This is a genomic window from Streptomyces sp. NPDC088554, from assembly GCF_044752945.1.
Lineage (GTDB): Bacteria > Actinomycetota > Actinomycetes > Streptomycetales > Streptomycetaceae > Streptomyces.
In genome coordinates this window covers 24,950-37,843 of sequence record NZ_JBIVMF010000026.1, presented here as the reverse complement: position 1 = coordinate 37,843, position 12,894 = coordinate 24,950, and the positions used below count along the sequence as shown (strand labels likewise).

Here is a 12,894-nt window from a genome sequence, read left to right as displayed (position 1 = left end):
TTCAGCCGAAGTCCCCACCGACCTCGGCGGTGCGCCCGGAGCCTGCCGCCATCGCCCGGTAACGGTCGTCGCCGGCGTCCCGGCCGCCCTCTCCGTGGTCGTAGCGGCCGGCGAAGACATGTTCGCCCGCCGGTACGGTCACACCGTCCTTCAGCGTCCACCGATAGACCAGGGTCCCGTCGTCCGCCGGGCGCACGGTGGCGGTGAAGTCCTCCTCGGGCAGCGAGTGCCAGGAGCCGGTGGCCCTCACTCCGCCGGTCTGCGCGACGCGCAGTTCCACGGTCAGCGAGGTCAGCGGCCGTTCGGTGGTGAGCGTGACGTTGTTCTGTGCCCAGAACGAGTTGCTGTTCGGGTCGACCACACCGTCCGACCGGAGATAGCCGTCCCGGGGGCCCGCGGGCGTACCGGGGGCGGCCGGTGTCCCGCTCTCCGGGGGCACGGAGGGCCGGCGCTCTTCGGGCGTACGGCTCTGCGACGGCCGCTCGGGAGCGTCGGAGGACACCGGGGGCGGGACAGGGCGGCGCGCCGGTTCCGGTGTGGTCGCCACGGTCTGGGGTCCGCCGCCCTCGGTGGCGGCGACGAGGACGTATGTACAGGCGCCGAGCGCGCCGACGGCGGCCGCCGTCACCGCTGCCACCCGCAGCCAGGACGCCGGACCGCGGGATCTCGACGGGGCGGGGGCGGCCCCCTGCCCCGCCATGCCGCGTTCGACGCGCGCGAGTATCCGCGCCCGGTCCGGGGTGTGCGTCCGTGCCTCTTGCCTCAGCCGCTTGCGCAGTTCGTCCATCAGCCTCTCCCCTCCGCACGACCGGATGGAGCCGTGCGGTCGGAAGCAACGGTACGGGCCGACGCGACGCGTGGTCCGGGGCCCCCGGTGAGGTCCGAGGCCACTCTCGCCTGCACCTGTTCCCCGGCCGGGTCCTGACCGGGGGCCAGCAGCCGCCCCAGCTCGGCCATCGCGCGCGAGGTCTGGCTCTTGACCGTGCCCACGGACACGCCCAGCGCCAGGGCGGTGTCCCGCTCCGAGAGATCCAGCGCGTGGCGCAGCACCACACACACCCGTTTACGGAACGGCAGCCTCCGCAGGGCCGCCTGGACATCCAGCACGGCGGGGACGTCGGGCCCGTCGAACCGCTCGCCGCGCTGCGACCAGAACAGTGTGACGCGGCGGCGCTCCCGTACCGCGCTGCGGATCTGGGAGCGTGCGAGATTGGCCACCACCCCGCGCGCGTACGCGACCGGGTGGTCGGCGGCCCTGACCCGGTCCCAGCGACGCCACATCGCGAGCAGCGCGTCCGCGGCCAGGTCGTCGGCCGTACTGGCATCGCCCGTCAGGAGGTATGCCAGACGCGACAGTTCCGCGTAGTGCCGCTCGAAGAACTCCTGGAACTCGGCGGCGGTGGCGTCGTCGGCAACTGAGTCCACGGAGCCGCTCCTTGTCTGTGCTCATCCGCTGTACTCACCCACCGGACGGCCGTCCCGGGCCTCGGCGAGGAGCGTGAGCGTAGCAGTGTGTACGACGAAAGTATTTGCCACCGACAGTGATCGGTACGAGAAGAAACGAACCCTTGAACATCGGTGCCCCACGATGCGGTTGATGTCATGACAGACCGGCTGCCCACGCGCGGACGGGCGCGACCCCGCAGAGGGTGTTCCTCGTCCCCGGCCGGGGACGCAAAGGGGCGGCGGGACCGGTTCACGATCCCGCCGCCCTCTTTCCGTGTGTACGGTTCACACTGCCGTACCAGTGGTGGTTTACCGGTGGGAGAACCATCCCGCGGCGGGCAGCAGCTTCTTGTCGTAGCCGAAGAGCGCCTGGTTCTCCCAGGCGTTGCCCGAGGAGGGGTCCTGCGGGTCCCAGCCGCTGCCCTGTGCGGCGGTCCAGGCCGGCTCCCAGTAGACGACGCCGAGGCCGCGTCCGTTCGGGACCGCCTCGACCACGTTCATCACATCGCGCAGGTTGGCGGCCTGTCCCGCCGGGGTCGCTGGGTAGCCCGCCGCGAGCTGGGAGGAGGTGGCGATGTTGTTCTCCAGCGCGTCGCCGTTGGCCAGGGTGTGGGCGTAGGCGGTCTCGGCGACCAGTACCGGCTTGCCGTAGCGCGCCGCGACATCGTCCATGTTGGCCTGGAGGTCGGAGAGCGGGCCGTGCCAGTAGCTGTAGTACGACAGCGCGATCACATCGAACGGCACCGAGCGCGCCACCGCCTGGTCGAACCACCAGCGGGTGCCGCTGTTGTCACCGCCCTTGGCCAGGTGCAGGGCGATCTGGGTGGAGGAGGAGACGTCCTTGGCCGCCTGGGCGCCCGAGGTCAGCAGACCGGCCAGCTGGGTCCAGTTGTCGGTGGAGCCCTCCGGCCACAGCATGCCGGCGTTGAGCTCGTTGCCGATCTGGACCATGTCGGCGGTGGTGCCCTGCGCCTTGAGCGCGTTGAGGACGTCGAAGGTGTGGTCGTAGACGTCGGTGCGCAGCTGGCTGTACGAGTGGTTCGCCCACGCGGCCGGCTTGGTCTGCTGGCCCGGGTCGGCCCAGCGGTCCGAGTAGTGGAAGTCGATCAGGATCTTCATGCCCTCGGCCTTGGCCCGCTTGGCCATCGCCAGGACGCGCGCCTTGTTGTTGTAGCCGTCGGCCGGGTTGACCCAGACCTTGAGGCGTACGTAGTTCATGCCCGCGCCGCGCAGCAGGCCCAGCGCGTTTCCGCTCGCCCCCGACGCGCTCTGGTAGGTGGCGCCGAACGCCTCGTTCTTCGGCAGTGTGGAGAGGTCGCCGCCCTTGATGGCGAGGCCCGTCGAGCCCGGCGCGAAGGTGAGGTCGTCGAAGTTGGCCCACTCCCCCGCGTGCGCGTCGGAGTTGAGGCTCACCGTGCAGTTGCCGCCGCTCACCCGTATCGAGGTGACGAGACGGATCCACTGCCCGTTGGGGGTGGGCGGCAGGTCCGTGCGCTGTTCGGCGCTGCCGCAGTTGCGCAGGGCGATGTAGGCGGAGTTCTGGCCGCCGCTGGAACGGACCTTGGCGCTGAGGGTGTAGGTGCCGTCGGCCAGCCCGGAGAGGAACTGATAGGTCTCGACCTTGTACGCCGAGGCCGACCAGTGGCTGAGCCGGCGGCTGCCGCTCGCGCCGCCGCTCTCGGTGAACGAGGCGGCGTTCTGGCCGGCCTCCGAGTAGGTGCTCCAGCCGGACGGGGTGGCCGTGCCGGTCGCGTCGGCCTCGAAGCCGGGGTTGGTGAGAGTGGTCGCGGCGTGTGCCTGGGTGGCGGGCAGCGCGGTCAGGAGCAGCGCGCCCAGGGCTGATACGGCGGCGGCTCTGAGGGGGATGTGCCTGGAGCGGAGTGCGAAGTGCATCGTCGATGTCCCTTCGACCGGATGCGGCGGGTGGGGGTGGTTCTCGGTGGGGTGGTTCTGTGGGGGGTGGGATCTGGGGGTGGAGCGGCGGAGCGGGTACGGCTGTCAGTCGTCGAAGCGCACGACCCGTACAGCTCCGGCCGGGACGGCGAGCCCGCCCGCGGCGCGCTCGCCGGTGAGCAGCTCGGTGCCGTCGCCGGTCAGCGGCACCTCGGTGTCCGTACCGGTGTGGTTGATGACGAAGAGGTACGAACCGTTCTCGCCGGCACGGCGCACCACCTCGATGTCGCGCGGCAGTTCGGCGCGCGGGGCGATCCCGGCGTCGGCGGCGGCGACGCCGAGGATGGTGTCGAGGGAGGGTGCGTCCAGCCGGGTGGAAATGTACCAGGCCGTTCCCTCGCCGAGGCGGTGGCGGGTGACGGCGGGCCGGTCGGCGGTGAGCCCGTCGGCATACGTCCAGACGGTCTCGGCGCCCTGCGGCACGACGAACTCGGTCCAGACGTCACCGGTCAGCTCCGCGCCGTCGGCGGCGGTGATCCGGACGCGTTCGCCCGTACCGAGCGGGGAGAACTCCTCGACGGTCAGGCCGAGGACATCGCGCAGGGCGCCGGGGTGGGCGCCGGGGTGGACGGCGTCGTTCGCGTCGACGATTCCGGAGAAGTACGAGACGACCAGGGTGCCGCCGTTCTCGACGTACGCGCGCAGGTTGCGGCCGGTGGCCTCGGTCGCGAGGTAGAGGGCGGGCACCACCACGAGGGGGTAGGCCGACAGATCGGCGTCGGGGTGGGCGAAGTCGATCGTGAGGTGCCGGTCGTAGAGCGCCTCGTAGAAGGTGTCGGCGCGCTCGCGGGCGTCGTGGTCCTCGCTGGGGCGCCACTCCAGACGCTGGGCCCACCAGGACTGCCAGTCCCAGAGCATGGCGGCGTCGGCGACGGTCCGGGTGCCGCGTACGGTCGCCAGTCCGTCCAGGTCGGCGCCGAGCCGGACGACCTCGCGCCAGACGCGGCTGTCGGTGCCGGCGTGCGGGACCATCGCGGAGTGGAACTTCTCGGCGCCGCGCCGGGACTGGCGCCACTGGAAGAACATCGCGCCCTCGGAGCCGCGCGCCACATGGGCGAGGCTGTTCCTGGCCATCTGGCCGGGGGCCTTGGCGGGGTTGCGGGGCTGCCAGTTGACACCGCTGGTGGAGTGTTCGAGCAGCAGCCAGGGCTCACCGGCCGCCACCGAGCGGGTCAGGTCGGCGGCCATGGCGAGGTTCACATGGGTGCGCCGGCCGTCGGTGATCAGGTAGTGGTCGTTGGTGACGAGATCGACCTCACGCGCCCAGGCCCAGTAGTCGACAGAGTCGCACTGGCTCAGGGCCGTCATGAAGTTGGTGGTGACGGGGGTGCCCGGGGCGAGCCGGTGCAGCAGGTCGCGTTCCGCGACGAAGTTCTCCCGCATGGTCGCGTCGGCGAAGCGCGCGTAGTCCAGGCGCTGGGCCGGGTTGCAGACGGTGGGGGTGGCCCTGGGCGGTTCGATCTCGTCGAGGGAGCCGTAGCGCTGGCCCCAGAAGGCCGTGCCCCACGCTTCGTTGACCGCGTCGACGGTGCCGTACGCGGTGGCGAGCCAGCGGCGGAAGTGTGCGGCGCAGCTGTCGCAATAGCAGGCGTTGACGGGGACACCGTACTCGTTGTGGACGTGCCACAGCGCCAGCGCCGGGTGGGCGCCGTAGCGCAGGGCGAGTTGTTCGGTGATGGCTGCGGCGGCCTCACGGTAGGCCGTCGAGCTGTGGCAGATCGCGCCGCGCGAGCCGAAGGCGTAGCGCACGCCCTCCTGACTGACCGGGAGCGCCTCGGGGTGGGCGCGGTAGAACCAGGCGGGCGGGGCGACCGTGGGGGTGCCCAGGTCGACACGGATGCCGTTCTCGTGCAGCAGGTCGATGATGCGGTCCAGCCAGCCGAAGTCGTAACGCCCCTGCGCGGGCTCCAGCATCGCCCAGGAGAAGATACCGATGCTGACCAGGTTCACCCCGGCCTCGCGCATGAGGCGTACATCGTCCTGCCAGACTGATTCCGGCCACTGCTCGGGGTTGTAGTCCCCGCCGAACGCGAGCCGTTCAAGGCCCCGGGGTGCGGTGTCCGGCATGGGCTTGCCTCCTGTGCTGCATGCAGCGATAAGTGCCTGGGGTGGGAACGTGCACACACATCGGCGGCGACGCAGATCCAACATAACCGCACAGGAACAAGCATTGACAAGTGTCCGGAAAGTTTCTCTACTGTGAACGCTCACAGAGCATGGCCGGTCTGCCGCATTCACGTCGGAGACCTTCGTCAGGGGAGTAACACCATGCATTTCACGACGCGACGACGCCTCGTGGCCACGTCCCTCACCATCGCACTCGGCGCCACCACCCTCGCCGCCTGCGGTTCGGGCAGCGACAAGGCCGAGGCCGAGGGGCCCGTCTCGCTCACGTACTGGGCCTGGGCGCCCGGTATGGACAAGGTCGCCGACCTCTGGAACGCCACCGAGGGCAAGAAGGACCGGATCACGGTGACGGTCAAGAAGCAGGCGTCCGGCGACGACCTGGTCACCAAGATCATCACCGCGGCCAAGGCCAAGCAGGCCCCCGACCTGGTGCAGGCCGAGTACCAGGCGCTTCCCACCCTGGTCAGCAATGATGTCCTGGCGGACATAGCCGCCGAGACGAAGGACGCCAAGAGCGCGTTCGCGCCCGGCGTCTGGCAGCAGACCACCCTCGGCACGGACGCGGTCTACGCGATCCCGCAGGACTCCGGTCCGATGATGTTCTACTACCGTCAGGACCTCTTCAAGAAGTACAAGCTCACCGTGCCCACCACCTGGGACGAGTTCGCCGCGACCGCGCGCGCCCTGAAGAAGGCGGACCCCGCCAAGGCCCTCACCACCTTCTCCAGCAACGACTCCGGGCTGTTCGCGGGCCTGGCGCAGCAGGCCGGCGCCCAGTGGTGGACGACCGAGGGCGAGAAGTGGAAGGTCGGCATCGACGACGCCGCCACCACGAAGGTCGCCGACTTCTGGGGCTCCCTGGTCAAGGACGGCTCCATCGACAACCAGCCCATGTACACCCCGGCCTGGAACAAGGCGCTCAACACGGGCAAGCAGCTCGCCTGGGTCAGCGCCGTCTGGGCGCCCGGTACCCTGACCACCGCGGCACCCGACACCAAGGGCAAGTGGGCCATGGCGCCGCTGCCGCAGTGGAACAAGGGCGAGCAGAAGACCGGCAGTTGGGGCGGCTCGTCCACCGCTGTCACCAATGACTCGCCGCACAAGAAGGCCGCCGCCAAGTTCGCCGCCTGGCTGAACACGGACAGCGAGGCGCTGACCGCGCTGGTGAAGGAGAGCGGGATCTACCCGGCCGCCACCGCCGCGCAGACCAGTGGCGCGATGAGCACCGCGCCCGAGTTCTTCTCGAACCAGCCCGACTTCTACACCACGGCCGCCGAGATCGCGAAGGGCACCGCGCCCTCCGCCTGGGGCCCGAACGTGAATGTCGCGTACACCACGTTCCGCGACTCCTTCTCGCAGGCCGCCAAGGACAAGTCGGACTTCGGCGCCGCGCTCACCGACATGCAGCAGGCCACGGTCGCCGACCTCAAGAAGCAGGGCTTCGGGGTCATCGGCTGATGGCCGCCGACCAGAGCCCGGCGCGCGGCTCCGTCCGCGCGCCGGGCGCCCCCGACTCCATGACGGCCCCCGAGACCACCGTCGCCGAGACCGCGTCCCCCAAGGCCCCGGCCCCGCGCCCCGGCCGCTCCCGGGCGAGCAGGCGGGTACGCAACGCCCCGTACGCCTTCCTGCTGCCCGCCATCACCCTGTTCGCACTGTTCTTCGCCCTGCCCATCGGCTACGCGCTCTATCTGAGCCTGCGCAAGGTCGAGGTCAAGGGGCTGGGGCTCGGCAGCGGCGCCCGTACCGAGGTCTGGGCGGGGCTGTCCAACTACACCGACGCCCTGTCCGACTCCGAACTGCTCTCCAGCGCCCTGCGGGTGCTGGGGTACGGCGCGATCGTCGTGCCCTGCATGCTCGGACTCGCCCTGCTGCTGGCACTGATGCTGGACGCCGAGCGCACCCGGCTGAGCGGCTTCTCCCGGCTCGCGATCTTCCTTCCGTACGCGGTACCCGGTGTGATCGCCGCGCTGATGTGGGGCTTCCTCTATCTGCCCGACGTCAGCCCGTTCTTCTACCTGCTCGACAAGTGGGGCCTGCCCCAGCCCAATCTGCTGGACGGCGGACCGCTCTACATCGCGCTGGCCAATATCGCCCTGTGGGGCGGCACCGGCTTCAACATGATCGTGATCTATACGTCACTGCGCTCGATCCCCGCCGAGATCTACGAGGCGGCCCGGCTGGACGGCGCCTCGCAGCTCCAGATCGCGCTGCGGATCAAGATCCCGATCGTGGCGCCCTCGCTGGTGCTGACGTTCTTCTTCTCCATCATCGCGACGCTCCAGGTGTTCAGTGAGCCCACCACCCTGAAGCCGCTGACCAACTCGCTGTCCACGACCTGGTCACCGCTGATGAAGGTGTATCAGGACGCCTTCGTCAAGAACGACATCTATTCGGCCGCCGCCACCTCCGTGGTCATCGCCGCCATCACCCTTGTGCTGTCCTTCGGCTTCCTCAAGACCGTGGGCTCCCGTTCGAACCAGGGAGAGTCCCAGTGACCGCTGTCACCACCCGCCGGGCCGCCCCCGACGCCGGTACGACCCCGGGCACCGCCCAGGGGCCGCCGCGCCGCGGCCGGGACGGCCGCCGTATCGCCTGGGTACCGACCATCGCGCTGCTGATCGGCGCCCTCTACTGTCTGCTGCCCGTCGTCTGGATCGTGGTGGCCTCCACCAAGTCCGGCCGTGAGCTGTTCTCCACCTTCACCTTCCTGCCCGGTACCGGGTTCGCCGGCAACATCGCCGAACTGTCCGCGTACCGCGACGGTGTGTACTGGCGGTGGATGCTCAACTCCCTCTTCTACGCGGGACTCGGCGCCCTGCTGTCGACGGCGGTCTCCGCGCTCAGCGGGTACGCGCTCGCGATCTACCGCTTCCGGGGCCGCGAGACGCTCTTCAACGTACTGCTCGCCGGTGTGCTGATGCCGCCGGTGATCCTCGCCGTACCGCAGTATCTGCTGATGGCCAAGGCCGATATGGCCGACAGCTACCTCTCCGTACTGCTGCCGCTGGTCCTCTCGCCGTACGGGGTCTACCTCGCCCGGATCTACGCGGCGGCGGCCGTGCCGCCCGATGTCGTCGAGGCGGGCCGGATGGACGGCGGCGGCGAGTGGCGGATCTTCCGGTCGGTGGCGCTGCCGATGATGCTGCCGGGGCTGGTGACGGTGTTCCTCTTCCAGTTCGTCGCCGTCTGGAACAACTTCCTGCTGCCGTACATCATGCTGGGCGACGACCAGAAATTCCCCGTCACCCTCGGTCTGTACACCCTGCTCCAGCAGGGCTCCAACACCCCGGCGCTCTACACCCTGGTGATCACCGGCGCGCTGCTCGCGGTGGTGCCGCTGATCGCGCTGTTCCTGGTCATCCAGCGGTTCTGGAGCCTGGATCTGCTGTCCGGGGCCGTAAAGTCCTGACACGACAGGCACGATCATGAGAGAACGACAGGTATGAGCCGCACGGGCAGCAACGGCCGGCGCAAGCCCCCCACGATCCATGATGTGGCCCGGGAGGCCGGTGTCTCACGGGGCACGGTCTCCCGCGTCCTGAACGGCGGCCACTATGTGAGCCCGGCGGCGGAGGAAGCGGTCAACGCCGCGATCCGCCGGACCGGCTATGTCGTCAACCGGCATGCCCGCAGCCTCATCACGGGCCGCTCCGACTCGGTGGCGTTCCTGCTCACCGAGCCGCAGGAGAGGTTCTTCGAGGACCCCAACTTCAATGTGCTGCTGCGCGGCTGTACGCAGGCGCTGGCCGCCCACGACATCCCGCTGCTGCTGATGATCGCGGGCACGAAGGACGAGCGGCGCAGAATAGCGCGGTACATCACCTCCGGCCATGTGGACGGCGTCCTGCTGGTGTCCAGTCACTCCGGGGAGCCCGTCGCCGAGCAGCTGCGCGCGGCGGGTATCCCGCTGGTCTCCTGTGGCAAGCCGCTCGGGCAGAGTTCGAAGGTCAGCTATGTCGCCGCCGACGACCGCGACGGCGCGCGCGAGATGGTCCGCCATCTCGTACGGACCGGCCGCCGCCGGATCGCCACGGTGACCGGTCCGCTGGACACCCCCGGAGGCACCGAGCGGCTCGCGGGCTACCGCGAGATCCTCGCCGAGTCCGGCATCGAGGCCGACGAGCGGCTCATCGTCTCCGGCGACTACAGCAGGGCGAGCGGCGAGTCCCGCGCCGCCGAACTCCTGCGCCGCGCCCCGGATCTCGACGCCGTGTTCGTGGCGTCCGACCTGATGGCGCAGGGTGTGCTCACCGCCCTGCGGGACGCGGGCCGCCGGGTGCCCGACGATGTCGCGGTGGGCGGTTTCGACGACTCCCCCGCGGCCCTGGACACCCGGCCCGCCCTCACCACGATCCGCCAGCCCTGGGACCGCATCAGCGCGGAGATGGTACGGGTGCTGCTCGCCCAGATCGGCGGGGAGGACGCCTCCACGGTGATCCTCCCGACCGAACTGGTCCAGCGGGACTCGGCCTGACCGGCCCCTGCGTCTAGGCTGCTCCCGGCAGAGCACCCGCGTACGGACGTAAGGACACCAGCACCGCATGAACCCCGAGTCGCGGAACAGGCTTCAGGAGATCCAGGACGCCCTCGGGGCGCTCGACGGACCCGAGGCCATCGAGCGGGCCGACGGCCTCGGCGGATACGCGCGGGAGATCGGCCGCTGTGCCGAGGAGCTGACCGGTGGCGGGGAGCCGGAGCCGGGCGAGGCCGCGGAGCGGCTGGCACGGGCGGCCAAGGCGGTGCTCAGGGCGGAGAAGGCGGCGGGGAACTACCGCATCAATCCGCTCACCAGCGGCTTCTCACAGGGACGGTTCGCGATGGCGGTCAACCAGGCGCGCGGCTGGCTGGGCGGGGCCCTCGACGCGCTGGACGGGGTCGAGGACCCGTCGGCGTGACGGAAACGTACATCGGCACGGAGACGTACGTCATGACGGCCGTACGTTCATGCGACGGCCGTACGTTTGCGTGACGGCGTACGGCTGTGTGACGGCGTACGGCCGGAACAGCGCGGCCGGTCCTCCGGGCCTCCGGGGAGACTGACCGGCCGCCCCCGGGTGTCAGTCGGGCAGCGGATGTCCGCACCGGGCGCAGAACCGCGCGTCGTTCTCCTGGGCGAGGTGTCCGCACTCGGCGCAGACCCGGTTGAGCGCGCAGGGCGGTTCGCCGCCCGACTCGCCTCCCCCGCTTGCCCACGCGCCGGACGGCGTACCGTTCCGCCCGGACAGCACTCCGGCCACCGACAGCCCCGGGCGGCGCCGATGCGCCGTCAGATAGACCAGCCCACGCTCCCCCGCCGTCAGCGCTCTGCGCGAGGTTCTGGGCAGCCACACCACCGAGTGCGGGGTGAGCGGCTCGCTCCCCGCCGGGGTCGAGAGACGGCCATGGCCGTCGAGGACGACCAGCAGCACATCGAGGACGTCGTCGCTGTGTTCGGCGACCCCGTTGCCCGGCGCCAGCCGGACGACGTTGGCGTCCAGACCGCGCCCCGGTTCTGCCAGTCTCCACAGGGCCCCTTGCTGCTCCGCGGCTGCCTGCGCGAGCCGTTCGTCGAGAGTCACGAGGACTCGTGCGGTAGCGGGCGGCGTCATCGACGCGTGCCTCCTGACGGTGTGCGGCGGACAGCCCCACGATCCTACGGCCGACGACACCGCCCTCCTCACCATCCGGTGGGCGCACCGCTCACCCCGCGCTCGGTGGTGTGGCCGCTCGGGACCACACCCGCGCCCCGGCCGGAGCCGTCGGTGTGACCGGTCGGGAACTGGTTGTCGAGCGGGGAGAAGACGTTCCGCCGGAAGCGTTCCGCGTCACCGTCAACGTCGTACGGAGACGGTCGAGTTCAGGCGCCGCCGGGCTTCACACGGCGGATACGGCGCCGTATCGCCGGGCCGACACGTACCACCGCACGCTTCTCCATGCCCGCCACTCTTTTCTCTGTGGCCGCCAACTGCTTCTTCATTGCGGCTACTTGCCTCTGGAGATCTTTGTTCGCCTTCGTCAGTCCGGTGATGTGCCGGTCGGCCATGACTCTGTTCTCCACCAGTTGCTCGCGCAGTCTGCTGATGCGGCATCTCAGGGCACCGTCGTCCGAGCCGTCCCACACCTCGATCGAGGGCGGGAACTCCAGGGCATCGAGGCGTGCTCGGAAGGCGGCTCCGCCGTCGCCGTGGGTGAAGGTGTTGAGCATCCTGTGCGGGATCCCGAAGTACCGGCAGAGTTCCAGGGTGCGGGAGTCATGGGCCAGCACCACCGCGGGGGTATCGGCGAGCAGGGCCGAGATATTTGCCGTGGCTGCGGGTGCCGTACGAGAAGTCGTACGTGGACAGTCCGGTGAGCCAGGTCGTCGGGCCGAGCGGAGCCCTGACCTTGTCCTCCTGGAGCAGCGGGTGGGTGAGCCGACGGGGCAGGGCGTCCTCGCCCCCCCCCCCCCCGCGGCCGAGGAGTCGCGACGGAGGCGGACCGCTCCAGCACGGCACGCGTGAAACGCTTGACGGACGATTCGATCGCCCGTAGCCGTTCGGTGTCGTAGTCGTCGCCCGCGTGTGCTCCGACGCCCATGACCACTACGGGAATGGCGAGTTGCTCGATAAGGGCGGACAGTCGGTCCAGGGAGGGCCGGAAGCTGAGCCGGAAGGCGCGTTGGCGAGGGGGACGACGAACACGTCGTACTCCTCGCTGATCCGGGCCGCGCGCTCCGCCGAGACCTCGGTCCGCAGTCCGTCGGACGTCACTTCGGCGCCCGCCGTGAGCAGAATCTTGCGCGCGGCGTCACGGAAGAGAAGGTTGCCGGAGTTCGTTCCTATGAGGTCCTGCTGGATGAACTCCTCACGCGTGGCGACGCGGAACGGACCCTTCCCCGAGCGGGTGAGTATGCGCTTCATGGCCTTCTCTCTGGTGCACTGCGGGGCGGCGGGGCGGCGGGTGAACCGGATCACCCTCGATCGAGTGACTCGGGCACCGCTTTCCTCCAAAAGAGACCTGAAGGGAAATCGAACTCTCTTGGTGAACATTTGGGTATATGCGAGGAGAACTTTCACCGCACCTTAGCCAAATCCTCCCCGTCACGTACATCCGGCTCTCGCGCGAACCACACCGCCACGCCCGTCCGTTGACCTCCGGTATCTTCTCCGGACTCACCTTTTTTCCGTGCTGTTAACCCCTCACGGTGAGGCCAGGTGGGGTTTCCGAGCCTTCGGTGAGCAGCCGCGGGCACCTTCTCTGCACGGGTGCGGGCCTGGAGGGACAGCACAGGGACCGGGACCGCGACACACACCGACAGGGCGAACACCAGGGACGGGAAAGGCGGATGGCGGCGATCGCGCCGACGCGTACGGCGGCGTGTGTCCGTCGGCACCGCCAGCCAGTCGT

At 69.9% G+C, this 12,894-nt stretch carries 12 protein-coding genes; 5 read left to right on the top strand and 7 right to left on the bottom strand.

From position 1 onward, the window contains the following. Nucleotide 1 precedes the first annotated feature (1 nt). The 4 genes from ACIP8W_RS26085 to ACIP8W_RS26070 form a co-directional block, all read right to left on the bottom strand. Nucleotides 2–787, bottom strand: a complete 786-nt coding sequence (locus tag ACIP8W_RS26085) for a hypothetical protein (protein ID WP_402204852.1) — start codon at nt 785–787, stop codon at nt 2–4. Further along, nucleotides 787–1,425 (bottom strand): SigE family RNA polymerase sigma factor, encoded by a 639-nt coding sequence (locus ACIP8W_RS26080; RefSeq protein ID WP_402204850.1) that lies wholly within the window; start codon nt 1,423–1,425, stop codon nt 787–789. The genes ACIP8W_RS26085 and ACIP8W_RS26080 overlap by 1 nt, the downstream gene beginning before the upstream one ends. 330 nt (nt 1,426–1,755) lie before the next feature. Then, a complete protein-coding gene (locus tag ACIP8W_RS26075) occupies nt 1,756–3,339 on the bottom strand; it encodes an arabinogalactan endo-beta-1,4-galactanase (protein WP_401956507.1) in 1,584 nt (527 codons plus the stop codon). A 105-nt stretch (nt 3,340–3,444) separates the two neighbouring features. Next, nucleotides 3,445–5,466 (bottom strand): beta-galactosidase, encoded by a 2,022-nt coding sequence (locus tag ACIP8W_RS26070; RefSeq protein ID WP_402153162.1) that lies wholly within the window; start codon nt 5,464–5,466, stop codon nt 3,445–3,447. A 201-nt stretch (nt 5,467–5,667) separates the two neighbouring features. Between ACIP8W_RS26070 and ACIP8W_RS26065 the strand changes: the two genes are divergently transcribed. The 5 genes from ACIP8W_RS26065 to ACIP8W_RS26045 all read left to right on the top strand — a co-directional run bounded on the left by ACIP8W_RS26065 (nt 5,668) and on the right by ACIP8W_RS26045 (nt 10,424). Next, nucleotides 5,668–6,984 carry an ABC transporter substrate-binding protein gene (locus ACIP8W_RS26065; RefSeq protein WP_401956503.1) on the top strand — a complete coding sequence of 439 codons (1,317 nt, stop codon included), beginning with the start codon at nt 5,668–5,670 and terminating at the stop codon, nt 6,982–6,984. Further along, complete coding sequence (locus ACIP8W_RS26060) at nt 6,984–8,024, top strand: carbohydrate ABC transporter permease (protein WP_401956501.1); 1,041 nt, start codon at nt 6,984–6,986, stop codon at nt 8,022–8,024. The genes ACIP8W_RS26065 and ACIP8W_RS26060 overlap by 1 nt, the downstream gene beginning before the upstream one ends. After that, complete coding sequence (locus ACIP8W_RS26055) at nt 8,021–8,938, top strand: carbohydrate ABC transporter permease (protein ID WP_401956499.1); 918 nt, start codon at nt 8,021–8,023, stop codon at nt 8,936–8,938. The genes ACIP8W_RS26060 and ACIP8W_RS26055 overlap by 4 nt, the downstream gene beginning before the upstream one ends. Nucleotides 8,939–8,971: 33 nt before the next feature. Then, complete coding sequence (locus ACIP8W_RS26050; protein WP_401956496.1) at nt 8,972–10,003, top strand: LacI family DNA-binding transcriptional regulator; 1,032 nt, start codon at nt 8,972–8,974, stop codon at nt 10,001–10,003. Nucleotides 10,004–10,070: 67 nt separating this feature from the next. Further along, nucleotides 10,071–10,424, top strand: a complete 354-nt coding sequence (locus ACIP8W_RS26045) for a hypothetical protein (protein ID WP_401956493.1) — start codon at nt 10,071–10,073, stop codon at nt 10,422–10,424. Between the two features lie 162 nt (nt 10,425–10,586). Here the strand turns inward: ACIP8W_RS26045 and ACIP8W_RS26040 are convergent, their stop codons facing one another. From ACIP8W_RS26040 to ACIP8W_RS26030, 3 genes are all read right to left on the bottom strand, one after another. Further along, nucleotides 10,587–11,117, bottom strand: coding sequence for a hypothetical protein (locus ACIP8W_RS26040; RefSeq protein WP_402204846.1), 531 nt, complete (start codon nt 11,115–11,117; stop codon nt 10,587–10,589). Nucleotides 11,118–11,365: 248 nt separating this feature from the next. Continuing rightward, nucleotides 11,366–11,773: a hypothetical protein gene (locus tag ACIP8W_RS26035; protein ID WP_401956489.1), complete on the bottom strand. Its 408-nt coding sequence runs from the start codon at nt 11,771–11,773 to the stop codon at nt 11,366–11,368. Between the two features lie 316 nt (nt 11,774–12,089). After that, the gene (locus ACIP8W_RS26030) at nt 12,090–12,407 is read right to left on the bottom strand and encodes a hypothetical protein (RefSeq protein WP_401956488.1); all 318 of its coding nucleotides are present in this window, start codon (nt 12,405–12,407) and stop codon (nt 12,090–12,092) included. Between the last annotated feature and the right edge of the window lie 487 nt (nt 12,408–12,894).

What these genes read in the sequence shown, in the direction of transcription:
- ACIP8W_RS26085 (WP_402204852.1), bottom strand. Translation starts at nt 787, where the DNA reads ATGGACGAACTGCGCAAGCGGCTGAGGCAAGAGGCACGGACGCACACC.
- ACIP8W_RS26075 (WP_401956507.1), bottom strand. Translation starts at nt 3,339, where the DNA reads ATGCACTTCGCACTCCGCTCCAGGCACATCCCCCTCAGAGCCGCCGCC.
- ACIP8W_RS26070 (WP_402153162.1), bottom strand. Translation starts at nt 5,466, where the DNA reads ATGCCGGACACCGCACCCCGGGGCCTTGAACGGCTCGCGTTCGGCGGG.
- ACIP8W_RS26065 (WP_401956503.1), top strand. Translation starts at nt 5,668, where the DNA reads ATGCATTTCACGACGCGACGACGCCTCGTGGCCACGTCCCTCACCATC.
- ACIP8W_RS26060 (WP_401956501.1), top strand. Translation starts at nt 6,984, where the DNA reads ATGGCCGCCGACCAGAGCCCGGCGCGCGGCTCCGTCCGCGCGCCGGGC.
- ACIP8W_RS26050 (WP_401956496.1), top strand. Translation starts at nt 8,972, where the DNA reads ATGAGCCGCACGGGCAGCAACGGCCGGCGCAAGCCCCCCACGATCCAT.
- ACIP8W_RS26045 (WP_401956493.1), top strand. Translation starts at nt 10,071, where the DNA reads ATGAACCCCGAGTCGCGGAACAGGCTTCAGGAGATCCAGGACGCCCTC.
- ACIP8W_RS26040 (WP_402204846.1), bottom strand. Translation starts at nt 11,117, where the DNA reads ATGACGCCGCCCGCTACCGCACGAGTCCTCGTGACTCTCGACGAACGG.
- ACIP8W_RS26030 (WP_401956488.1), bottom strand. Translation starts at nt 12,407, where the DNA reads ATGAAGCGCATACTCACCCGCTCGGGGAAGGGTCCGTTCCGCGTCGCC.